Source organism: Paenibacillus sp. FSL M7-1046 (genome assembly GCF_038007405.1).
Lineage (GTDB): Bacteria > Bacillota > Bacilli > Paenibacillales > Paenibacillaceae > Paenibacillus_AQ.
On record NZ_JBBOXB010000001.1, the window covers coordinates 5,309,091 to 5,330,403 of the forward strand.

Annotated in this window: 23 protein-coding genes; 14 read left to right on the forward strand and 9 right to left on the reverse strand. The window is 48.6% G+C overall.

What is annotated here, in order from left to right:
* Positions 1-6: 6 nt before the first annotated feature.
* From NYE29_RS23560 to NYE29_RS23580, 5 genes are all read left to right on the forward strand, one after another.
* Positions 7-993: an N-acetylglucosamine kinase gene (locus NYE29_RS23560; protein ID WP_340897772.1), complete on the forward strand. Its 987-nt coding sequence runs from the start codon at positions 7-9 to the stop codon at positions 991-993.
* A complete protein-coding gene (locus NYE29_RS23565) occupies positions 978-2,282 on the forward strand; it encodes a 6-phospho-beta-glucosidase (protein ID WP_340897773.1) in 1,305 nt (434 codons plus the stop codon). The genes NYE29_RS23560 and NYE29_RS23565 overlap by 16 nt, the downstream gene beginning before the upstream one ends.
* A gap of 303 nt (positions 2,283-2,585) precedes the next feature.
* A complete protein-coding gene (locus tag NYE29_RS23570) occupies positions 2,586-4,553 on the forward strand; it encodes a serine hydrolase domain-containing protein (protein ID WP_340897774.1) in 1,968 nt (655 codons plus the stop codon).
* A 59-nt stretch (positions 4,554-4,612) separates the two neighbouring features.
* The gene (locus NYE29_RS23575) at positions 4,613-5,290 is read left to right on the forward strand and encodes a response regulator transcription factor (RefSeq protein ID WP_340897776.1); all 678 of its coding nucleotides are present in this window, start codon (positions 4,613-4,615) and stop codon (positions 5,288-5,290) included.
* Positions 5,287-6,702, forward strand: a complete 1,416-nt coding sequence (locus NYE29_RS23580; protein WP_340897777.1) for a HAMP domain-containing sensor histidine kinase — start codon at positions 5,287-5,289, stop codon at positions 6,700-6,702. Before NYE29_RS23575 ends, NYE29_RS23580 begins: the two co-directional genes overlap by 4 nt.
* Positions 6,703-6,750: 48 nt before the next feature.
* Here NYE29_RS23580 and NYE29_RS23585 read toward each other — a convergent pair whose 3' ends face one another.
* The 3 genes from NYE29_RS23585 to NYE29_RS23595 all read right to left on the reverse strand — a co-directional run bounded on the left by NYE29_RS23585 (position 6,751) and on the right by NYE29_RS23595 (position 9,669).
* Positions 6,751-7,386, reverse strand: a complete 636-nt coding sequence (locus tag NYE29_RS23585) for a TetR/AcrR family transcriptional regulator (RefSeq protein WP_340897778.1) — start codon at positions 7,384-7,386, stop codon at positions 6,751-6,753.
* Between the two features lie 75 nt (positions 7,387-7,461).
* On the reverse strand, positions 7,462-8,634 hold the full coding sequence (locus NYE29_RS23590) for a pectin acetylesterase-family hydrolase (protein WP_340897779.1): 1,173 nt from the start codon (positions 8,632-8,634) through the stop codon (positions 7,462-7,464).
* Positions 8,635-8,790: 156 nt separating this feature from the next.
* On the reverse strand, positions 8,791-9,669 hold the full coding sequence (locus NYE29_RS23595) for a CPBP family intramembrane glutamic endopeptidase (RefSeq protein WP_052092158.1): 879 nt from the start codon (positions 9,667-9,669) through the stop codon (positions 8,791-8,793).
* Between the two features lie 168 nt (positions 9,670-9,837).
* Here NYE29_RS23595 and NYE29_RS23600 point away from each other — a divergent pair, with 168 nt between their 5' ends.
* Complete coding sequence (locus NYE29_RS23600) at positions 9,838-10,374, forward strand: AAA family ATPase (protein WP_038593659.1); 537 nt, start codon at positions 9,838-9,840, stop codon at positions 10,372-10,374.
* Between the two features lie 122 nt (positions 10,375-10,496).
* On the opposite strand, the gene NYE29_RS23605 is transcribed toward NYE29_RS23600, so the two are convergent.
* Positions 10,497-10,709 (reverse strand): hypothetical protein, encoded by a 213-nt coding sequence (locus NYE29_RS23605; protein ID WP_038593656.1) that lies wholly within the window; start codon positions 10,707-10,709, stop codon positions 10,497-10,499.
* Between the two features lie 238 nt (positions 10,710-10,947).
* On the opposite strand from NYE29_RS23605, the gene NYE29_RS23610 reads away from it, so the two are divergent.
* The 3 genes from NYE29_RS23610 to NYE29_RS23620 all read left to right on the forward strand — a co-directional run bounded on the left by NYE29_RS23610 (position 10,948) and on the right by NYE29_RS23620 (position 13,517).
* A complete protein-coding gene (locus NYE29_RS23610; protein ID WP_038593654.1) occupies positions 10,948-11,787 on the forward strand; it encodes a DegV family protein in 840 nt (279 codons plus the stop codon).
* Positions 11,788-11,966: 179 nt separating this feature from the next.
* Positions 11,967-12,326, forward strand: coding sequence for an acetyl-CoA acetyltransferase (locus tag NYE29_RS23615; RefSeq protein ID WP_340897780.1), 360 nt, complete (start codon positions 11,967-11,969; stop codon positions 12,324-12,326).
* A gap of 174 nt (positions 12,327-12,500) precedes the next feature.
* Positions 12,501-13,517 (forward strand): S66 family peptidase, encoded by a 1,017-nt coding sequence (locus NYE29_RS23620; protein WP_038593648.1) that lies wholly within the window; start codon positions 12,501-12,503, stop codon positions 13,515-13,517.
* 44 nt (positions 13,518-13,561) lie between these two features.
* Here the strand turns inward: NYE29_RS23620 and NYE29_RS23625 are convergent, their stop codons facing one another.
* Positions 13,562-14,017 carry a GreA/GreB family elongation factor gene (locus NYE29_RS23625; protein WP_038593645.1) on the reverse strand — a complete coding sequence of 152 codons (456 nt, stop codon included), beginning with the start codon at positions 14,015-14,017 and terminating at the stop codon, positions 13,562-13,564.
* Between the two features lie 425 nt (positions 14,018-14,442).
* Between NYE29_RS23625 and NYE29_RS23630 the strand changes: the two genes are divergently transcribed.
* Positions 14,443-14,637 carry a sporulation protein Cse60 gene (locus tag NYE29_RS23630; RefSeq protein ID WP_038593642.1) on the forward strand — a complete coding sequence of 65 codons (195 nt, stop codon included), beginning with the start codon at positions 14,443-14,445 and terminating at the stop codon, positions 14,635-14,637.
* A 165-nt stretch (positions 14,638-14,802) separates the two neighbouring features.
* Here the strand turns inward: NYE29_RS23630 and NYE29_RS23635 are convergent, their stop codons facing one another.
* From NYE29_RS23635 to NYE29_RS23650, 4 genes are all read right to left on the reverse strand, one after another.
* On the reverse strand, positions 14,803-15,090 hold the full coding sequence (locus tag NYE29_RS23635) for a YxcD family protein (protein ID WP_038593639.1): 288 nt from the start codon (positions 15,088-15,090) through the stop codon (positions 14,803-14,805).
* Positions 15,090-15,515, reverse strand: a complete 426-nt coding sequence (locus tag NYE29_RS23640) for a hypothetical protein (RefSeq protein WP_445322182.1) — start codon at positions 15,513-15,515, stop codon at positions 15,090-15,092. Before NYE29_RS23640 ends, NYE29_RS23635 begins: the two co-directional genes overlap by 1 nt.
* A 173-nt stretch (positions 15,516-15,688) precedes the next feature.
* Positions 15,689-16,267 carry a beta-class carbonic anhydrase gene (locus NYE29_RS23645; protein ID WP_038593636.1) on the reverse strand — a complete coding sequence of 193 codons (579 nt, stop codon included), beginning with the start codon at positions 16,265-16,267 and terminating at the stop codon, positions 15,689-15,691.
* 129 nt (positions 16,268-16,396) lie between these two features.
* Positions 16,397-16,768 (reverse strand): iron-sulfur cluster biosynthesis family protein, encoded by a 372-nt coding sequence (locus NYE29_RS23650; protein WP_340897781.1) that lies wholly within the window; start codon positions 16,766-16,768, stop codon positions 16,397-16,399.
* 135 nt (positions 16,769-16,903) lie between these two features.
* Here NYE29_RS23650 and NYE29_RS23655 point away from each other — a divergent pair, with 135 nt between their 5' ends.
* The 4 genes from NYE29_RS23655 (at position 16,904) to ffh (ending at position 21,068) form a co-directional block, all read left to right on the forward strand.
* Positions 16,904-18,421: a carboxypeptidase M32 gene (locus tag NYE29_RS23655; RefSeq protein ID WP_340897782.1), complete on the forward strand. Its 1,518-nt coding sequence runs from the start codon at positions 16,904-16,906 to the stop codon at positions 18,419-18,421.
* Positions 18,422-18,502: 81 nt separating this feature from the next.
* On the forward strand, positions 18,503-19,150 hold the full coding sequence (trhA, locus tag NYE29_RS23660) for a PAQR family membrane homeostasis protein TrhA (RefSeq protein ID WP_038593630.1): 648 nt from the start codon (positions 18,503-18,505) through the stop codon (positions 19,148-19,150).
* 148 nt (positions 19,151-19,298) lie between these two features.
* Positions 19,299-19,655, forward strand: a complete 357-nt coding sequence (locus NYE29_RS23665; protein ID WP_038593628.1) for a putative DNA-binding protein — start codon at positions 19,299-19,301, stop codon at positions 19,653-19,655.
* Positions 19,656-19,676: 21 nt separating this feature from the next.
* Positions 19,677-21,068, forward strand: a complete 1,392-nt coding sequence (ffh, locus tag NYE29_RS23670; RefSeq protein ID WP_038593625.1) for a signal recognition particle protein — start codon at positions 19,677-19,679, stop codon at positions 21,066-21,068.
* Positions 21,069-21,313 lie beyond the last annotated feature (245 nt).

The following is a 21,313-nucleotide window of genomic DNA, read 5'->3' on the forward strand; positions in this document are numbered from 1 at the left end:
TAGGGATTGAACTATTATTTGGGGATAGATGCAGGTGGAAGCAAGACCATTGCTGTAATTACAGATGAGTCAGGAACGATTGTAAGCAGTGGAATGAGTGGATGCGGTAATCATCAAGTCAATGTGGAGCTGGCCCGGACCAGCATTACCGAATCGGTCGATCAGGCGCTGCAAGGCGCGCGGCTAAGCCGCAGCGATATTGCGTTCGCGTCATTTGGACTGGCCGGAGCGGACCGGGAAGCAGATTATGTTGTTTTGCGCCCAATGATTAAAGCGCTGGGTTTCACCAATTATGAGATTGTCTGCGATACCGTTATCGGCCTGCGGGCGGGTACAAGACAGCCGTATGGTGTGGTGTTGATCTGCGGAACGGGAACCAACTGCCTCGGAATTAGTCCTGAGGGACAAGAACTGCAGTGCGGTGGCTTTGGTTATGCATTCGGAGATTTTGGCGGCGGAAGCGAGCTGGCTGTCGAGGTATTCCGTTCAGTGATCCGCTCCTGGGAAGGCAGAGAGGAACGGACACTGCTGACGGAAGCGGTGCTGGGTACGCTCGGGTATGACTCTGTAGAAAGCCTCTTTCATGATTATCTCGATCATGGCAGACATATTCCTGTGGATCTGACCAGGCTTCTCTTTCCAGCGGCGGATCAAGGTGACCGCGTGGCGCTTCGGATCCTTCAGCAGCAAGGGCTTGAGCTGGGTCTTTCGGCGAGAGCCGTCATTGAGAAGCTTGGAATGGAGGAAGCTACACTTGATGTAGTATTGGTCGGCAGTGTCCTGACCCGCAACGGCGGGAAATACATGGCACCGGCCATCAAGGGGCAGCTGACAGAAGGCTGCACAATACGTGTATTAATGATGGAGCCTGTGGGCGGTGCGATCCTGCGCGCGATGGAGAAATCGGGATTGACCATAGCGGATAAAGTATATGAAGCGCTTGAACAGCAGCTTTCCATAGAAGGAGTGAATACAGCATGGGTAAAAGCTTAAAGGTCGTTGTGATTGGCGGCGGTTCTTCCTATACGCCGGAGATTATCGAAGGGTTTATTCTCAATTTTGATAGCTTTCCTGTCCGTGAAATTGTGCTGGTGGATATCCCCGAAGGACAGGGAAAGTTAAAGATTGTTGGCAATCTGGCGCAGCGGATGATTGAGAAGTCGGGTCTGCCCATTACGGTAGAGCAGACGCTGAACAGACGCGAAGCTTTGGTGGGAGCGGACTTTGTGACCACCCAGATGCGGGTAGGTCTGCTCAAAGCACGGATCTGGGATGAGACCATCCCGCTGAAGTACGGGATCATCGGCCAGGAGACGACCGGACCGGGTGGCATGATGAAGGCGCTGCGGACGATTCCGGTGCTGCTGGACATTTGCCGGGATATTGAGGAGATTTGCCCGGAGGCCTGGATGTTGAATTTTACGAATCCGGCAGGGATGGTTACCGAGGCCATTCTGAAGCATACCAAGGTCAAATCCATCGGGCTCTGCAATTCACCGATTGCTGCTTATAAGTGGTTGTCGCAGTTGTATGAGACGCCAGCCAGAGACATTTACTGCGAATTTGTAGGCCTCAACCACCTGCACTGGATTACTCAGGTACACATTAAAGGAGAGGATAAGCTGCAGGAGCTACTGGATAACCGTGACGGTTATTCTGCCAAGAACGTGCCTCAATTCCAATGGAACGCCAGCTTTATCTCATCGCTCCGGGCCATTCCATCCTATTACTTAAAATATTTCTATCTGACCAGGGAACTGCTGGAGGAGCAGCAGCATGCCCTGGAGAATGAAGGAACCCGGGCCGAGGTGGTTAAGCGGCTGGAGGATGAATTGTTCGAGCTATATCTGGACCCCAATCTGTCTGAGAAACCTAAGCAGCTGGAGAAAAGAGGCGGGGCGTACTACTCGGAAGCCGCAGTGCTATTGATGAAATCCATTTACAATGATACTCGCGATATTCAGACTCTCAATGTGCGCAATCAGGGAGTATTGGATTTCCTCCCGGCGGATGCATCTATTGAAGTGAACTGTGTCGTCACTAGCCAAGGGCCGATTCCACTGCCTGTATCACGGGTGCCTGTGGCTGCCAAAGGGCTGATTCATGCGGTGAAAACCTATGAGCAGCTTGCGATTGAAGCTGCTGTTACCGGAGACAGAGGGCTGGCTCTGCAGGCTTTAGCGAACCATCCCTTGGTAGATTCCGTTAATGCAGCGGAGCAGATGCTTGAAGAAATGCTGCTCAAGAACAAGGACTATTTACCGTTATTCTTTAAAGATTGAGCCCGTAGCAGATTCTGTATTTGATGCTGTTTTTCATGCCGCTTTGGTCATTCCGGAGCGGCTTTTTTGATAGAAAGAATCTACGCAGATTTTTAGCGCATCGGTATTGAAATAGCCAGCTATATAAATTGAATCCCGGTAACTGTAAATAGACTGCTTTCTGTCGCTCTTGGCGGCGGCAAAGCAGTCTTGTTTGTTTTTTATAGCTTGTTAACAATCCATTCATAATACTTTGATAATCTCTATAAGTGTTAGGGCGGATGATCATCCAATCCCAATAAATGATGATACGGAGGATAAATGATGTTTACAATGATGAAAAAAAGGCTGGTCGCTGGTCTGGCCGTCTTGGCTGTTCTAGGTGCCGGGTTAGGGGAAACCCTGATGTTTTCCGGGAAACTCGCCTCGGCCGAAACGGCTCAAGCCAAGCCAGAGGTGCATCAGATTGAAGCGCCAGGGAATCTTGATGACACTGCGGGTCTCACTACCTTCGTTGATGGAATCATGGAAGAAGATATGAACAGACTGCAAATTCCGGGAGCGGTCATCTCCATTCTGAAGGACGGCAAGATTATCCTGGCGAAGGGATACGGCAGTTCCAACCTGGAAAAAGCTGTACCGGTTGATCCCGCAACCAGCATGTTCCGGATCGCTTCAACCACTAAGCTGTTCACCTGGACGGCGGTGATGCAATTGATGGAGCGGGGCAAGATTGATCTGGATACCGATATTAATACCTACCTGAAATCAGTGAAGATACCTGCTACCTATCCTGAGCCTATCACAATGCGTCATTTGATGACACATACAGCCGGGTTCGAAGAAGGTGGCGTCGGCTATCAAATCACCACGGACCCTGCCAAGCTGCCGGGGTCGATCTCCGAAACGCTCGACAAGCATATGCCGGCACGGGTAAGACCGCCAGGCGAGATCAGTTCCTATTCCAACTATGGCGCCACACTCGCGGGCCTGATTGTGGAGGAAGTAAGCGGCATTCCTTACGATGATTACATTAAAAAGTACATTTTCGATCCGCTGGATATGAAATATGCGACCGTAGTGGAGCCTTTGCCGGAGCAGTTTAAGCCTTACGAAGTTCTGGGTTACACAAGTAAGAACGGCAGTTTTGTTCCCGGTACACCTACATTCGAAGGTGGTTTTCGTCCCGCCGGCTCAGGTACAGTATCGGCAGAAGACATGGCTCACTTCATGATCGCCCATCTGCAGAACGGGAAGTATGGGGACAAGGAGATTCTGAGAGCGGAAACGGCTAAATTAATGCATTCAACGGCATTTCAATTCGACAAACGTATGCCGGGAGTGGATCTTGGATTCGCCGAGAAACGGTATAACGGCCTGAGTGTTATTGCCCATGGCGGTGCGGACCCGATGTTCAACACGGAATTGTATCTTGTGCCTGCTAAGAATGTCGGCATCTTCGTCTCCTACAATGGCGGTCAGGGCAGTGAGTCCGCAGAAGGTCTGGTTCGAGCATTCTTTAACAAATATTATCCTGCTCCTGTAACTCAGCAGCCTGTGATTTCCGCTTCTACGGAATCTCTAGAAAAGTATGCGGGCTCCTATCAATTTACACGCCGCAATTTCAGCGACATTGATAAATTTTTCAGTTTTTTCTCCCAGATTAATGTGACCGTCTCAGACAATAAACTGTCCTTGGGAAGTGGCAGTGAGCAACAATTATATGTCCCTGTGGACACTAATCTGTTCCAGCATGAGGGAGGCGCGGAACAAATCGGATTCCGCACCGACGACTCCGGGAAAGTCACACATATGCTCTTGGAAGCTATTCCGGATATGCCGCTGGAACGCACACCGCTCATAGATAAGAACAAGTTCTGGTTTGTCCTGCTCGGCGTCTCGAGCCTGATTTTCCTCACTGCTCTGCTGGGACTACTGTTCTCCAGACGGAAGCTCAAGGTGATGACGAATCCTGAAAAATGGGCGATTCGACTCTCCGCAGCGACGGCGGGTTGGGGACTAATAAGCTTTTTCACAACATTTGCAGTGCTTATGTCGTTGGACACGCTGGAGAGACTCAGCAGCGTCAGTACCTCATTTTATCTCGTTTTAGTCATGCCTGTGATATTCGTTGGAATGACTCTGGCTTTGCTTGTCTCGGCTGTGCTGGCTTGGAAGAACAAGTACTGGACGGCTTTCACGCGCGTGCATTACACTCTTGTCGCACTTTCGGCTGTGGCCCTGTGCCTGTTCTTCTACCATTGGAATCTGCTGGGCTGGCAGTTCGGCTAAGGCCATTTCTTGCCAGGAACAAATCATATATAATGTAAGCCTAAGAGAGGGGGATGATCGTGGCTACTATACTTATCGCGGATGATGATGCGAACATCCGAAAGCTGATGTCTTTGTACTTGCGAAAAGAAGGCTTTGAAATCAAAGAGGCCAGCGATGGCATCAAAGCGCTGTCCATCGTGGAGAACTCGCGGGTGGATCTCGTTATTCTCGATATTATGATGCCAGGATTGGACGGTTGGGATCTGTGCAGAGAAATCAGGCGCTGGGATGCCAACCTCGGCCTCCTGATGGTAACAGCCAAAGCAGAGTCGGCACACAAGGTGAAAGGATTTCGACTGGGAACGGATGATTACCTGACCAAGCCGTTTGACCCCATTGAGCTGGTGATGCGGGTAAAAGCGCTGCTTAAACGCTCGCTGGTCATTTCTTCCCAGACTGTGCAGGTGGGCAATGTTGAGCTCAATCGCCGTACCTTTCAGGTCACCCGTGGAGATGAGCCGGTCGCTATTCCTTTGAAGGAGTTCGAGCTTCTGTTTCTGCTGGCCAGCCACCCCGGACAAATCTTCACCAGGGAGCAGCTGATTATGCAGATCTGGGGTTTGAACTATGAAGGGGATGGCCGGACCGTCGATGTCCATATCAGCCGGCTGAGGGAGAAATTCACCGGCAACGACGAGCGATTTCAAATCGAAACGGCCCGCGGCCTGGGCTACCGGCTGATTCCTGAGCCATGATCAAGACCTTGTATGTGCGTGTCATTCTCACGTTTCTCGGCATCATTATTTTTAGCCTAATATGCTCTTTTCTCATTGGTCTATATGTCTTTCAGAAGCAAATAAGCTATGAGGGTCAGAACGAAATGATCGCTGTGGGCAAGGAAATCATTCATCGTTATGATGACGCCAAACCTAAGGATACGGATGAGTTCCTGAACAGCATGGTTAAGGTATCCGCACACCCGATCCACTTGTACAATCCTTCCGGAGAACATACCTTCTATGGGCTTAAAGATAATCCGGCTGTCATCATCACCCCCGAAGCTGTCAAACAAGTGCTGCATGGAAAGTTCTATCGTTCCAGCTCCGATGATAAGGATATATTCATCGGAATGCCGTTTCTGCTAAAAGGGGAGTGGCATGCGATGTTCCTGCAGTATTCCGCCGAGAACGAAAATATCGTTAACCGGATGATGCTCTTCGTGCTTCTACTCGTGCTATTGCTCGGCAGTATATGTATTCTCATTGCCGCCAGGTATCTGGTGGAGCCAATCAAAGCACTGACAAATGCGACGAAGAGGCTGGCAAAGGGCGATTTCGAAGTAGAGTTAAAAGTGAACCGCGTGGACGAAATAGGGGATCTGACGCAAAGCTATGTGGAGATGGCCGGGGAGCTCAAGCAGCTGGAGCAGATGAGGCAGGACTTTGTATCCAATGTCTCTCACGAAATTCAGACACCGCTGACATCTATTTCCGGGTTTGCCAAGGCTTTGCGAAGCGATGATCTGGTAGTGGAGGAAGAACGCAGCGAATACCTTGATATCATTATTGCGGAGAGTGAACGTCTGTCCAGACTCAGCGATAATCTGCTGAAGCTTGCTTCCCTGGACTCCGAGCACCATCCTTTCGAAGCAGGCTCCTTTAATCTTGACGAGCAGATTCGAACCGTCGTTGTGACCTGCGAACCGCAGTGGTCGGCCAAAGGCATCGTCATTGATCTTGAGCTGCCGGTAGCTGTCAAGATCAAGGGAGATGAAGATCAGCTTAAGCAAGTCTGGATGAATCTGCTTAGCAACAGCATCAAGTTTACACCGCAGGGCGGGAACATCCGTATCGGGATAGACGTAGGTGCAACAGAAATATCCGTTACCATTAGCGATAACGGGATCGGTATTTCCCCGGAAGAGTTCAGCGCAGTGTTCCAAAGGTTCTATAAAGTCGACAAGTCACGGAACGGGAACAATAACGGCAACGGCCTCGGACTGGCGATTGTGAAGAAAATTGTCTCTCTGCATCAGGGGAGTATCGAGGTGGATGGTGCAGTAGGAGGGGGCACGACGTTTATCGTCAGACTGCCTTTCTCTCCATCTGCTGCGACCAGCCGGAAGGGTCATAAGCCCTCAGATGATGATCTGGTGGAAGGGAATTAAGCTGACTTCTGTGGAGTGCATTGCCCCTTAAGTGCTCATGAAGCACACTTAAGTGGTTTTGTGATGGTGGGAATGCCGCACGCCCAACATGATGAAATCTTTGAACTGGCGATCGTTAGCCTTGTCTTCTTCTGTGACTTCTCCGCCGCGTTGGTGGGCAATAATTACGGCTTTTTGCAAATACATGAAATACAGGTGGGTGGACTTCAGCAGAATGTCCATCCACCTTGTTTTTTCCCCGGGAGCTACCGGTACGGTGTCCAATTGCACTAGGCGCGTGTACCACCCCTGCATCGCTTGCTTGAAATCAGGCAGTTCAGCGGGATTCTTGGACAGAGTGCTATAGTAGACGCCAAAAATGGCATCGTAATAGATCAACGACTCCTGATGCTCCCTAAGCGCCAAATACTTGTCCAGAATAATCTCCAGGGATTCTTCGGGCTGCTCGAAACTAAAGTCAAACAGCAGCTGTCCGAACATCCGCTCCAGATTCTCAACATAGATCTGGGCGGCTAATTCTTCCTTGTCCTTATAATGATGATACAAAGTACGCCGGGAGACACCGGCTTCTTCTGCAATCTGAGCCATATCGGTACGCTCAATGCCTTGCGTACAGAATAGGTTCAGCGCTGTATCCTTAATCATCTCCCGCGTCATTTGCATCTGCTTTTCACGCAGCTTCATGCATCTTCTCTCCTGCCTCTTGCCATTTTTCCGTGTGCTAAATGTCTTTAAATCTTAATTATGCTGAGCTTACTCTTACTTCTCAAGGAACTTGCTGCCCACCGAATAGGGCTTCTGATGGTTAACCGCATCCCCCAGCCATTTCAGCAGTGTAACTCCATCCTGTTCTGCTTGAAAAAAAGTTTCTCGCGTTGCAAATGTGTGCTGGGTTGTGCCCTTCTCAGCATCCAGTCCATAGTCCGTCAGATAATAATAATAATTTGGTAACGCGGCGTCCAAAGAACGCACGGATGCCCGCATTTGCTGTGACCATTCGTTGATCTTCTTCTGGTCCTGTGGCCCTTTATAATCATTGATGTTGTTCTGAAAGTGAATCAGGATCTCGTCAAATAACGAGTAGGATTGTAATAGTACGGCATTGGGCGGCAGGAGATGTCCGTTGGCTTTAAAGGCTGCCCCAATGATATCCGCTTCGGCGGGATACCCAAATGTCTTGGTAAAGTCAGCGTGCCATTCCTGATCCACAACCTTCGGCCATTTGTCCGATTTCAGGAAGGAGCTGTCGGAATATTGATAAATTTCGGAGTCCTTATAATGACTGGAAATCTCCTCCGCCCAGAAGGCGGAGCCGAACCCGCCGGCACTTTCGCCTGCGATGAGCAGCTTGTCGGGCTTATCCACATTAGCATAAATCCAGTCGAGGCTGCTCCGCACGTTATTGCTGCCGTTATAGCGCATAGTGAAGGGGGTGCCGTCTTCCTTCTTATATTCCGCATTGTGCTTGCCGATATGGAAGTCACCGGTCGAATAAGGCAGATATACAACATTCCAGCCGTTGAAGGGGTTGTCAGGGTTATCCGTGTCCATCATGCCTCTCAGCAAGGAGAGCATATAGAAGGGGATGTTGGGAAAATAATTGCCTGTATCCCCGCCCTTAATGAAATTCATGATCTTGATCGGATGCTCGGCGCTTTTGGCATCCCAACTGGCCCCGCCTCCGGAAAAGAAGATAATCCAGTTATTGTTTTCCCCTTTTTTATTCCATAGAAAATACTCTGAACCATCACTAGAGATGACATTTCCGTCCAGCTTGACTTTATTCCACTTGTAAGGCTTCACTTCTGCCAGTTCGGAGGTTGTGGTCACAGGTCTCTTGATTACAAAAGCGCTGATCGCAAGAACGGCTATCAAAATAAGACTCAACAATCCAATTCCTGTGAACATCGTGATTTTCCCTATTCTTCTCATATCCATCTCTCCCTTAATGGGAGTATACGTCAAGCTGACTCATTGCACAAGGTGTATACTTTAATGGTGGTGAATATAGTTGGTTGCCTCTATAAGGCTTGACGACTAGGCCACCACAAATTGAATTGCTCACTCTGAGATCTTAGGAGGCGTTTGTCATCTTAAGCTTGTCGGCATGTTCAAAGGTTGAGTACTGCGCTTTTTGGACAAATATATTATTACAGCAATTACTGACCAATATCCTGCAATGGCAGCGGCAGAAAGCTCTACGCCGAAATTCCCTCCAGTCAGTAAGGTGGAATCCAAGGTTAATTTGTAAGAGAGAATAACATTCTCAACAGGTTTTGTCCCAATATGTAAAATATCACCAATCATAACTATGTTCCATACAGCATGCACTATCGCACTGCTCCAAATGGAGCCGCTTCGGTACACGATTAAGGAGAACATAATGCCGACACTGGTCCCCCCGACGAAGAGCAGAAGCAAATCAGCGGCATTGAGGCCTGCGCCTATCGCATGGATCAAACCGAAGATGACAGACGGCACCCAGATTGCTACCGTTTTTCCCCACCGCAGTTCAAGTGATTTCATAATGATTCCCCTGAAGATCATTTCTTCAACGATGCCTGCACCCAGCCCAGTGCCGACAATTGCTGTTACAATAATGAGGGCAGTCTCTCCTGCATCCATGTTGCCGGGAATAAATTCACCGGGCAAGCATAACAGGATTGCTGATACAGCAACAGGCAGTGTAACGGCACACAGCAGCCATCTTGCAGCAGCACGCGGTCTATGTATGCGGCATTCCTGTAAAGACAGCTTCAGTATCCGTTCACTTAACAGCTTAACTCCCAGATAGGCAAGCGCAATATACAGCAAGTAATATAGAACAATGGATACCGTGTGCGGAAAGGGTACCAAGTAGATCAGACTTGCAATAACTTGGGCAAGGACCAGAACCAGGATTCCTCCAACTATAGCCAGTAAGGCTTTGCCAGTAGAGAGGCCGGCCCTCATGCTTTTTTTACTCATAATCAGTCTCCTTCTTGAATGTTGTCCCTTAATAGTATATCTTCATACTAATTCCCGTAACAACGGACCTTAGTCTAGCTTTTTATCGAACAGGATTTCGCCTGCCTGACAGAGAAATACATAGAAACGATCTGCACATTCGGTTGACCGGGAAGGAGATGACATCTTATGCGGAGTGAAAAGTCAGTGATCGGACAGCTGGTGCAGTACAAGGCGATGAACGCAGCTCCTGTCGTTGTGATGATGTGCGGAGTGGCAGGGTCGGGTAAAACAACCTTTGCTCAAAAGCTAGAGAAAGAGGGATTCGTCCGTCTCTCAATAGATGAAGACATTTGGGCTTCTCACGGACGTTATGGAGTAGATTACCCTGAAGAGAATTATGAGCAGTATAAAGAACAATCCGAAATGAAGCTGCGCGGGGAGCTGGTCCGCCTGATCCAGGGGAAGCAGCATGTCGTCATCGATTTCAGCTTTTGGCAGCGTCAAAGACGGAACGATTACAAGCAGCTGATTGAACAGTATGGCGGCGTGTGGGAACTGATTCATTTGAAGGTTGAGCCTGAGGAATTACGGCAGAGGCTGCTAATCCGCAGTGAGCGATTTGATGCCAATGCGGCGTTTCCAATCACTGAGGACACGCTTACACGGTTTTTAAACGGTTTTGAGACCCCTTCTGGGGAAGGGGAAACAGTGGTCGAAGCATAGATCATTCTCATATACCTACCCAAAATGCTAAGTTTATAAAAATATACCCAGTCTAACACTGAATTTTCGTGTTCTGACTGGGTATTTGCTTGTTGTAATGATATAGGTTAAGACTTAGCTTGTTATTCTTTCGTTTCTTTAGGAGTTACCCTAGCCGGTCGAACGACCCAATTGCTGCGGTTCATCGGTTTTACTGTATCAATCCGCGGATTCGGAATCTCAGGAGCGCTCTCGGCTGGGGTTGCCGATTCTGCGGATTCTTTGTCCGTTACATTTTTCTTCGCCAGTCCGCCTCCGTTATGCTTGCCTTTGTTCCATACTCTGTTCTTGCCCATGGTTACACTCCATTTCTATACGCTGATTTATTTACCATATCACAACATCGAAAGGTAAGAAAGTACACTTGAGCCTGCTATTTCAGTTATAGGGAGTCTTCAAACAGCAAAAATAGTCCGGAAAGTGAGTTAATGTGCCCCTAAGCATAAAACATATGTTTTGACAAGTTATAAAATGTACTATTGATTCGTGCTGATGGTGACTATAATAATATAGAATTGAAAGGAGAGCACCCTGATGCCCATCAAGATAATTACGGATAGCGGTTCCGATATCCCCCTTGAGTATGTTGACCAATATGATATTACTGTAGTCCAGCTGCCGGTTCATTTCGGACATGAGCTGATGCCGGAAGATACGGAAACGAAGGCTTTTTATGCTAAAATGCGTGAATCGAAGGAACTGCCGACCACAGCAAGTCCCAGTCCGCAAGTCTTCCTGGATAAGTTCAAAGAAGTGGAAGCAGGCACTGACATTATGGTCGTCTGCATGTCCTCCAATATTAGCAGCACCTATCAGGCCGCGATGATCGCCAAGGAAATGTATGAAGAAGAAGGATTTCCGAATGCGATTGAAGTTATAGATACGAAGAGATTTTCCGGTGGACTATCCCTGATTGTCGCCTTCGCGGCGAAATGGTCGGTGACCTGTTCAAGCCTTGCGGAATTGAAAGAAATGATTCTTCTCAAATCCCGGGAAGTGGAAGCATTCTTCACGCTGGATACGTTGGAAAATGTAATCAAGGGCGGACGGCTGAACCGTTTGTCTGGCGCGGTGGCTTCGGTGCTGAACATCAAGCTGCTGCTCAAAATCAGCGAGGAAGGCACAGTTGAGGTGGTGGAGAAAACCCGCGGGCTGCCCAAGGCGCTCAACCATCTGCTGGCCAAGCTTGAGGAGAAGCAGCATGATTATGAGAAGGCGGTTATTGCCATTGTGCACAGCAACTGCGAGAAGCTGGCCCTGGAGATTAAAGAACGCATTCTCGAAAAGCACCCCTTTAAAGAGGTCGTATTCTCCAGCATGGGGCCGGTTATGGGCACCTATGCCGGCGAAGGCGGAATCGGAGTGGCTTTTTAAAGGGATGTAACCCTAAAAAAGATAAACAAGCCGTACATGGGAACTAGCCCCGCGTGCGGCTATTTGGTTTTCCGGGAGACTTGTCTGGGGCGGCATTCTATACGATAGGGGAGGGGAAGACACCTTACTATAGGCATCAGCATAGACTGAAGCAAAACCAATTACGGAGGTCAACCAACATGTCGACATATAATTCCAGCCAGCAAGCGACGGTTATCTATCAAGCCGATCCTGCTGTAGTCCAGCACCTGCACGGAGTGCGTGAATCTCTGCACCACTCCTGCAAGCCCTACTTAAACCACAAAGTGAAAGTACAGACGATTGACGGACTCATGCATGAGGGAACCATTGCGGGGATGGACAGTAAAAATCTGTACCTGTCAGTTACCGCCACCACACAATCTGTACGCGGATACTATAATCCCTACTACAAACCATTCCCGCCGGGTCCGGGCTACTATCCATATCCCGCGCCGATTAACAATAATGTGATCTTGCCGCTTGTGCTGTTCGAACTGCTCGCCATCTCTTTGATTTAATCCCGGGCCTATCACGAATAGAAGACATGATCTGGATCATCGGCAGCTCTGCCGTATGTTCTGGTCATGTCTTATGCCGTTTGTATCTGTATAAGATAAATCCGGGCTTTCGAAGACTGGCTATTCGATGTAGAATCAAAGGTGGATTGCGGGAATTTTTTCAGGAGGTAGAAAATGATTACATACCCTTTATTGAACGACGGGGCAGCGATCGGTGTGACGGCTTCTTCATATGGCGTAAGTCCACTAGACCGTAAGCTGTTCGAGCAAGCCTGTGAGCGGATGAAAGAAAAAGGATACCGGGTGCATTGCGGCGAGACGGTATTTAAACAGAATAAAGCCAAATCAGCTTCAGGCAAAACACGTGCCGAGGAATTTAACTCCATGATGCAGGATGACGCCATCGACCTTATCATTCCGCCATGGGGCGGGGAATTGTTGATTGAAATGCTGGAATATATAGATTTCAGCCTGGTGCAGGAGAAATGGATATTGGGTTTTTCCGATATCAGTCTGCTGCTGCTTGCCATTACGCTGCAGACGGGTCTGGCAACAGCGCACGGTCCAAGCCTGGCAGATCTGAGAGGGAAGCAAACCGATAACACTACAGCTATGTGGCAAAAGGTAATGTCCACGACCCGTGGAGGTTCGATTATGCAGAAATCTTCAGCAAAGTATCAGCAGGAGGGGGGAGTGGACGTCAATTCCCCCTTTATCTTTCATTTGGATGAGCCGACGGTTTGGAAATCGGTGACTGCTGGTGAAGTAACACTGTCCGGGCGTTTGCTTGGCGGATGCATAGATGTGATCCGGCATATTATCGGGACACCTTTCGGAAATGTGCAGTATTTTCAGCAGAATATGATTCACAACGAACCGATCCTGTGGTATTTGGAGAATTGTGAATTGAACACGGTGGATTTGCGCCGGTCTTTGGTGCAGATGAAACTGGCTGGCTGGTTCGAGCATTGCTCCGGTATTATGTTCGGGAGAAGCGGTGCCAATCGTCCGGTGGACAGCTATACGGTGGAGGATTGTTACAAAGAGTTGTCTGAGGAGCTTCAATTGCCGGTAATCTATGATGTTGACTTCGGCCATGTTCCGCCGCAGCTCACTTTAATCAACGGGGCGTATGCGGAGGTGAAGGTGCAGAACGGTGCGGGGACAATTACCCAGTACTTTAAAGATTAGCGGAAAATGATTAAGGGACAGCCCGGCGGCTGCCCCTTTTTTGTTCAGACTGCTGAATCCACTTCGCCGCTATTCTCAAAGCTGATGTTGTCAATCATGACAGAGATTTTTCCTGAAGGGACTTCAAGCTCATACTCATGATTGCGCTGGGCCATCAGCAGCTGCATACCCAGTGGCGACAGCCAGGAAATCTTCCCTTCGGCCGGGTCGGTGTATGCAGGGAACACAATGGTATAGGTGTCTATATAACCATCCGCCAAATAGCGGAGGTCCAGCCGGCTTCCAATCAATACACTCGAGCATAGTTTCTCTTCACTATAGTCTGATAGAAGTTGCTCTAGAACAGTGCAGTAGCGGTTAATCAGTTCCTCCGCCTGTTTTCTCTGAGGATGTTTGCCAGGGTAATAATGATTGAGAAATCCATTTCTCTCTTCATCAAAATATAACAGCTGCTTTACCAGTTGAGTCCGGGAGGTTTGCAGTAGAAGACTATGGTTCATAGTAGATTTCACCCCCTCTAAGAAAAACATCCCCTGCTGCCATCTTGTAATTCGTAATCATGTCCAGCCCTCCTCAAAATTTGGTGTACCGCCCTTAAAAAAGGGTGTGCAAATAGAGATCTCCTTAAATGGAAACCTTCACAACAGTATATCAGCTTCTCAGCAGAGAACCAAACGATTGTTACACAGGGCTGCCATGGATTTTTTCATAATTATGGAGTGAAAACATTTGACCCTTCTCCCATTGGATGTTAAGCTTGACTGATATTAAGGCATTTCGCAGTTTACTGCGAAGTGCCTTGCTGTATGTTTAGAGGTTTCTTACATTAAATGTTACCAGAGGAGTGATGCGCCATGAGCACTTCATTGTTTTCTTATATAGAATTCGAACTATCAAATAATTACATCTATTAAAGGAGAATATTATGATTCAAGTTAAAGAGTTTGTAGATGCGGATAATTCCTATGCTGAAAATAAGGCGAATGAATTTCTGATGGGATTGCAGGAAGAACAAGTGGTGAAGGTGTGCTACGGTTCCGTAGTCAAATCTTCGCGGGACGGGGCGGAGCATCAACGGAGCACCATTCTGATTGTGTATAAGACGAATGAAAAGCTATAACTGGAGTTTGTTTTTTACGTGGTTGTCCGCCCTTTCCACGTTATGTATTGTGATCATCTTACTTTATCATGCGTTCAGCATTTAGCCGTTCACATTAACGGAAGAACAATAAAGGGACAGCCCGGAGGCTGTCCCTTTATTTGTTGGAATACTGCGAAAATAAGATTAGGTGCTGACAATTGCCGTTATTTCTTCATCTAGCTCCAGTCTGAGATCTTCGCGGTAAGCCCGGATGCCATACTCACTGTGCATATAGCGGAGAATCGCTTCAGTTATATTGGATTCCACCAGGTATTGGCTTCGGCCTTGAATCCACACCTCTGCGCTGTACCCGGTATCTTCCTCCCAACTGAGTTCTACCTGAACATCTTCCACACGGACTGCCTTGCGTTCAGCCATATGCAGGCAGAGGGCGTTAATAATTTCATCCATGCTTAGAACAGTTGTTGGCATTAGTAACGGCCATCCCTTTCCTCAAGCCTGCGTCTTTCTTTTCTGCGGCGGAAGAAGGACATGATCAGTACCACTACAAGATAGACGGCAAGCATATTAATCATTAGGCCAAGGAAATTCCCGAAAGCGCCCATTCCGCCGAACATGCCCCCGAAGAGGAAGCCGGCGATTCCGCCGATCATCAGGCCTTTCATCAAGCTGCCTCCGCTGAAGAATCCGCGTTTTGCAGTGCCGGCTGTTGTTCCTTTGGTGCTATCGCTTTTTTTCACATTATTGGTAGTAGATTTCTTTGGAGTGGTGGTGAATCCGCGGGTTCCGGATTTAAAGCCGCCTCCACGTCGTGCATCCGCAAAGTCAGGAGCGGTTACGGCAAAAAACAGGGTAAAGGCCATTACAATCATCATTACGCGTTTCATGGGTTTCATTGAGTACAAGTACCCTCCTAAAGGTTGTCTTGGATTTGTAGTGTCTGTCCGGTAATACGTAGTATGCCCTAGGAGGTTTCAATTTTAATATAATAATTTAGAGATTAAATGCCGGAATACAAATTATGGCCAAAAAAAAGTGCGTGGATCCAGGATCCACGCAAACAGCAGTTTCAGAGAGTTGCCTTGTTCTCCACATACCCGTCCGAGACAAGCTCAAGCGCTCCGGTTGCCGGATCGATGATCATGCCGTGCACAGGCACGTTTGGGGGGAGTAAGGGGTGGCGCTTGATCAGCTCCACAGTTTGAATTACCCCTTCCTCCACATTGTCAAACCCGCGCAGCCACTTGGTTAATTTAATCCCTGAGTTCTCCAGGGTCGAAAGGACCTGTTCGGAAACGCCGCGCTCTTTGATCGAGTTGATCATCTTGTCTGCATTCAGCGAAGCCATGCCGCATTCGTAATGGCCGACCACAATAACTTCGTCCGCATCCAGCTCGTATAACGCGACCATTACGCTCCGCATTACGCTGCCGAAGGGCTGGGAAATGATCGCACCGGCATTTTTAATGATTTTGACATCACCGTTTTTGAAATTCATCGCTTTGGGCAGCAGCTCTACGAGCCGGGTGTCCATGCAAGTGATGATCAGCATTTTTTTATCAGGGAAGCGGCTGGTCAGATAGGCTTCGTATTCTTTTTTCTCGACAAACTGTTTGTTGAACTCCAGGATATTTGTAATTTGAGTCATGACCATGCTTCCTCCTAAAAGTTTTGTGAGCATAGCTTCCTAGGTTTACTTCGTGCAAAACTTGCCTCGGAAGCATACACTATGTTTTGTGAGCATAGCTTCCTGTGTTTAGGAATATATGCTTAAGGGTTAACGGGGAGTTACTTCGCAAGTAATTCCAGCCCCTGGCTGGGGTACTTCGGTATTGCGCAAATCTCTTACAAGAATATTCTTGCCATAAATCTGTGAATGACTGTCCAGCTTGAACGAAGAGAACCGCTCCTCGGCATCAAGCCGCATTTGCGCTTCATAAAAGATCTCCTGCTGGCGGCTGATGATAAAAGGCAACTCGTCTGCATCAATGGAAACATCGCCGGATTGTGCTTCATTAACGATCAGCAGAACATTGATTCCGTCGCAGCCGCAACCCTCCGTATCATAAAAGAGTTTAAAAAGCCCCGGCTGATCCCCAAGCCTTTCCTTCAGCTTCCTCTCGGCCAGAGGTGTAATCTGAATCTTCATGTTCTGTTCACACTCCTATCGGCTTAATGATAAAGTATTTCAAATTAGAGATGTAAGGCTCTGAAGTTGATTATACTTATTTAAAAAAGTATCATCAAGAGGAGACGCTAAAACAGAGAAAGCAGGTGCTCGGATATGGAACAGACGGTTAAAGAAGAGTGGGAGAAATTTGAAGAGCTATTATTAAAAATCAGCGGGTATTCTGAAACAATCGGACTTTTGCATTGGGATCTGCGTACAGGCGCACCTCGTAAAGGGGTGGAGATCCGTTCGGGTACGATCGGCATGCTTAGCGGAGAACTGTTCAGACTCCAGACTTCGCCGGAAATGGGAGAGTTCACTGAATTTTTCAGCCGCCCGGCTGTCAGCAGCCAGCTAAGCGACAACCAGAACAAAATCGTGAAAGATTGCCGCAAAGAGTTCGAGCGCAGCAAGAGCATTCCATCCAAGAGATTTGAGGAATATTCGGTTCTGTCGGCTCATTCGCAAACCGTGTGGGAAGAAGCCAAGGATAGCAATGATTTTGCCTCCTTTGAGCCGTTCTTAAGCCGGATTGTTGCCTTTAAGCAGGAGTTCATTGATTATTGGGGTGTCAAAGGCACCCGATACGATACGCTGCTGGATATGTACGAACCAGATCTGACCACCGAAAAAGTCGATGGGATCTTCGATCGTCTGCGCAGCCGCCTTGTTCCGCTGGTGGAAGCCATCAATGCTTCGACTAACAAGCCGGACACGAAATTCCTGAGTGAAATCTATGCCAAAGAGCAACAGGAGAAATTCGGCCTCTTTGTTCTGGGGCAGATGGGCTATGACTTTGAAGCGGGCCGACTGGATGAAAGTGTACATCCTTTTGCAACCGGGCTGAATCCAGGCGATGTGCGCATCACTACCAACTATTTGCTGGACAACGTTACTAGTGCTATTTTCAGCTCGCTCCATGAGGGCGGACATGCTCTGTATGAGCAAAACATCAGCAAGGCTCTGGTCGGCACACCGCTGGCTCAAGGGGCATCTATGGGCATCCATGAATCCCAGTCGAGACTGTGGGAGAATATGATCGGCCGCAGCCGGGCCTTCTGGCAGCGTTATTACGGCGATCTGCAGCAGCATTTCCCTGAACAGCTGACAAATGTGGAAGTGGAAGATTTCTACCGTGCGATCAACAGTGTGGCGAATTCCTTCATCCGCATCGAAGCCGATGAGCTGACTTATAACCTGCACATTATCGTCCGTTATGAAATCGAGAAGCTGATCTTTAATGAAGGTCTGGAAGTGAAGGATCTGCCAAAAGTATGGAATGCCAAATATCAGGAATACCTCGGCATTACACCGCCGACCGATGCGCTTGGCGTACTGCAGGATGTCCATTGGTCCGGCGGTGACTTTGGTTATTTTGCCTCATACTCCCTTGGTAATATGTATGCTGCGCAAATTTTGAACACTCTGCGCAAAGAGCTGCCGGAATTTGATGCTCTGATCGCCGAAGGCAATCTGCTGCCAATTAAGGAATGGCTTACAGACAAGATCTACCGGTACGGTTCGGCGCTGACGCCTTCACAAATTATCGAACAGGTGACCGGCGAACCGCTGAACCCGGATTATCTGGCTGACTATCTTGAGGCGAAATATACGGAGCTTTACAAGCTGTAAATCCCAAATGAGGCTATAGGCTGGAATGAGTTCCGGGAAAACGATATAATAGAAGGAAACCGCAAACGGAAGGATTTTATTATGGCAAACACGCATACTTACAGCCGCAGGGAAGAGGTAGCCAATGCAATTACTCATGGTATAGGTACGGTACTGAGTGTAGCTGCACTTGTCCTGCTTGTTGTATTTGCCAGTCTGAAGGGGACGGCTTGGCATGTAGTCAGCTTTTCCATTTATGGAACGACGATGCTGCTTCTGTATCTGAATTCCACACTGGTTCATAGTCTCAGGGAGGGCAAAGCGAAGGATCTGTTCGAATTCTTTGACCACTCCTCGATTTATCTGTTTATTGCCGGTACCTATACACCATTTTTGCTGGTAGCCATTCGTGGCACGCTTGGATGGAGCCTGTTCGGCATTATCTGGGGAGTGGCATTCTTCGGAGTATTGTTCAAGGCCTACTTCGTCAAAAGGTTTCTGTTCATGTCCACTGTCTTCTACATTGCGATGGGCTGGCTGATTGTGATCGCCTGGAATCCTTTATCGGCTGTAGTGGCCGGAGGGGGCATGACACTGCTGATGGCAGGTGGAATATTGTACACGCTGGGGACCATCTTTTATGTATGGAGAGGTTTCCCGTACCACCACGCCATCTGGCATGTGTTTGTACTGGCGGGAAGTGTGACCCACTTTTTCGCGGTGCTGATTTACCTGCTTCCCATCCGTTAATTCAGAGCATTTCGGGACAGAAATTAGGGTTTGGGCACAAAGAATAAGATGACAAGCAAAAAGGCTTGACATCTTTCTTTGTTTTCGGTATCATAAGGGACGTTGTGAAGCTGTAAAGTGTTTTTCCTTGACGAAGGGAGTGCCCTTAATGAGTCAGGAGAATAGGCTCGAGAAAACTAACCGGATTAACTTGTTATTTGCTTTCTATGAACGCCTGCTTACTGACAAGCAGCAAACGTTTCTTAAATATTATTTCCACGATGATTTCTCACTCGGAGAGATCGCCGCGGAATTTGAAATCAGCCGCCAAGCCGTTTATGAACATATTAAACGTGCGGAGCAAGTGCTGGAGAATTATGAAGAGAAGCTTGGGCTTCTTGCCAAGCATGAAGACCGCAACCGATATTTAGAAGAACTGCGCAGACTGCCGGACAATGGGATGCTGCCTGAGCAATATAAACAGCGGTTCACGGATATCCTGGATCGTTTGCAGAGGTTAGAGTAGCATGAAGGGAGACAGCCGCATATGGCGTTTGAAGGTTTAACCGGAAGATTGCAGAATGTGTTCAGCAAGCTGCGCGGCAAAGGAAAAGTAACTGAAGATGACGTCAACGAAGCGATGCGTGAAGTGCGGCTGGCGCTTCTGGAAGCCGATGTTAACTTCAAAGTAGTCAAGGACTTCGTGTCCAAGGTGAAGGAGAAGTCGATCGGCAAGGAAGTGATGGACAGCTTTACTCCCGGCATGGTCATCATTGATATCGTTAACAAGGAATTAACCGACCTGATGGGTGGAAGCCAAGCGAAGCTGGCCAAGTCCAATAAGCCGCCGACAGTCATTATGATGGCGGGTCTGCAAGGGGCCGGTAAGACGACCACTTCAGGCAAGCTGGCCAAGCTGCTGCAGAAGGGCAATCACCGTCCTTTGCTTGTAGCGGGCGATATTTACCGGCCGGCTGCAATCAAGCAGCTGCAGGTGCTGGGCGAACAAATTAAGGTTCCAGTATTCTCTCTGGGAGATCAGACGAGCCCGGTGGAGATTGCCAGACAAGCGGTCCAGCACGCGAAGGACAACGGACTGGATTATGTGATCATCGATACTGCAGGCCGCCTGCATATTGATGAAGAGCTGATGGAAGAGCTGAAGCAGATCCATAACGTCGTGAATCCTGACGAGGTGCTGCTTGTAGTGGATGCCATGACAGGTCAGGATGCTGTAAATGTAGCCGACAGCTTCAACAAGCAGCTTGAGCTTACCGGCGTAGTGCTGACGAAGCTCGACGGCGACAGCCGCGGTGGTGCGGCATTGTCCGTCAAAGCGGTAACCGGCACTCCGATCAAATTCGCCGCACTGGGCGAGAAGATCGATGCGCTGGAACCGTTCCACCCGGAACGGATGGCTTCACGGATTCTCGGCATGGGCGATATGCTCTCCTTGATCGAGAAGGCTCAGGCCAACATTGATACCGAAAAAGCGAAGGAAATGGAACGTAAGATGCGTAATGCGGAATTTACGTTCGACGATTTCCTGGAGCAGATGGATCAGGTCAAGAAGCTTGGCCCGATCGACCAGATTCTCGACATGCTGCCTGGCATGAATAAAGCCAAAGGCATGAAGGACCTGAAGGTCGACGACAAGCAGATGGGCCGCGTCGAAGCAATTGTTCATTCGATGACCAAAGCGGAGAAAGCCCAGCCAGAGATCATCAATCATAACCGCCGCAAGCGCATCGCCGCAGGCAGCGGAACCAACGTAGCCGAGGTTAACCGTCTCATCAAGCAGTTCGATGAAATGCGCAAAATGATGAAGCAGTTCTCCGGTATGATGGGCGGCGGCGGCGGTAAGGGCGGTAAGAAAAACGCCATGAAGCAGCTTAAGAGCCTTGGCGGCGGCAAGGGTATGAAGTTCCCTTTCCGTTGATTTAAGAAGAGTTTGCCTTTGGTAGTTTCTAATAGATCAGACATTGTACAACATCAGATGATCAAGAGGGTCTTAATCTTTTGATCTTAATCTTTTGATCTAAAGAGTTTGTAAAACCAGTTCCCTAGTACCGTCCGTTGTTAAGCGGGTCCCGCCAGGGACGAAAAGCGGTCCTGCCCGAACTATCCCAGGTCCCGCCAGTCTGAATGCCCACGACAATTGCACTTAACCGGGTGTCCAGAGGG

Coding starts and splice junctions, on each gene's coding strand:
- NYE29_RS23630 (WP_038593642.1), top strand. CDS start 14,443: ATGATTCAAGTTAAAGAGTTTGTAGATGCGGATAATTCCTATGCTGAA.
- NYE29_RS23605 (WP_038593656.1), bottom strand. CDS start 10,709: ATGGGCAAGAACAGAGTATGGAACAAAGGCAAGCATAACGGAGGCGGA.
- NYE29_RS23615 (WP_340897780.1), top strand. CDS start 11,967: ATGTCGACATATAATTCCAGCCAGCAAGCGACGGTTATCTATCAAGCC.
- NYE29_RS23625 (WP_038593645.1), bottom strand. CDS start 14,017: ATGAACCATAGTCTTCTACTGCAAACCTCCCGGACTCAACTGGTAAAG.
- NYE29_RS23600 (WP_038593659.1), top strand. CDS start 9,838: ATGCGGAGTGAAAAGTCAGTGATCGGACAGCTGGTGCAGTACAAGGCG.
- NYE29_RS23610 (WP_038593654.1), top strand. CDS start 10,948: ATGCCCATCAAGATAATTACGGATAGCGGTTCCGATATCCCCCTTGAG.
- NYE29_RS23570 (WP_340897774.1), top strand. CDS start 2,586: ATGTTTACAATGATGAAAAAAAGGCTGGTCGCTGGTCTGGCCGTCTTG.
- ffh (WP_038593625.1), top strand. CDS start 19,677: ATGGCGTTTGAAGGTTTAACCGGAAGATTGCAGAATGTGTTCAGCAAG.
- NYE29_RS23640 (WP_445322182.1), bottom strand. CDS start 15,515: ATGAAACCCATGAAACGCGTAATGATGATTGTAATGGCCTTTACCCTG.
- NYE29_RS23590 (WP_340897779.1), bottom strand. CDS start 8,634: ATGAGAAGAATAGGGAAAATCACGATGTTCACAGGAATTGGATTGTTG.
- NYE29_RS23635 (WP_038593639.1), bottom strand. CDS start 15,090: ATGCCAACAACTGTTCTAAGCATGGATGAAATTATTAACGCCCTCTGC.
- trhA (WP_038593630.1), top strand. CDS start 18,503: ATGGCAAACACGCATACTTACAGCCGCAGGGAAGAGGTAGCCAATGCA.
- NYE29_RS23650 (WP_340897781.1), bottom strand. CDS start 16,768: ATGAAGATTCAGATTACACCTCTGGCCGAGAGGAAGCTGAAGGAAAGG.
- NYE29_RS23645 (WP_038593636.1), bottom strand. CDS start 16,267: ATGACTCAAATTACAAATATCCTGGAGTTCAACAAACAGTTTGTCGAG.
- NYE29_RS23565 (WP_340897773.1), top strand. CDS start 978: ATGGGTAAAAGCTTAAAGGTCGTTGTGATTGGCGGCGGTTCTTCCTAT.
- NYE29_RS23580 (WP_340897777.1), top strand. CDS start 5,287: ATGATCAAGACCTTGTATGTGCGTGTCATTCTCACGTTTCTCGGCATC.
- NYE29_RS23620 (WP_038593648.1), top strand. CDS start 12,501: ATGATTACATACCCTTTATTGAACGACGGGGCAGCGATCGGTGTGACG.
- NYE29_RS23665 (WP_038593628.1), top strand. CDS start 19,299: ATGAGTCAGGAGAATAGGCTCGAGAAAACTAACCGGATTAACTTGTTA.
- NYE29_RS23585 (WP_340897778.1), bottom strand. CDS start 7,386: ATGAAGCTGCGTGAAAAGCAGATGCAAATGACGCGGGAGATGATTAAG.
- NYE29_RS23655 (WP_340897782.1), top strand. CDS start 16,904: ATGGAACAGACGGTTAAAGAAGAGTGGGAGAAATTTGAAGAGCTATTA.
- NYE29_RS23595 (WP_052092158.1), bottom strand. CDS start 9,669: ATGAGTAAAAAAAGCATGAGGGCCGGCCTCTCTACTGGCAAAGCCTTA.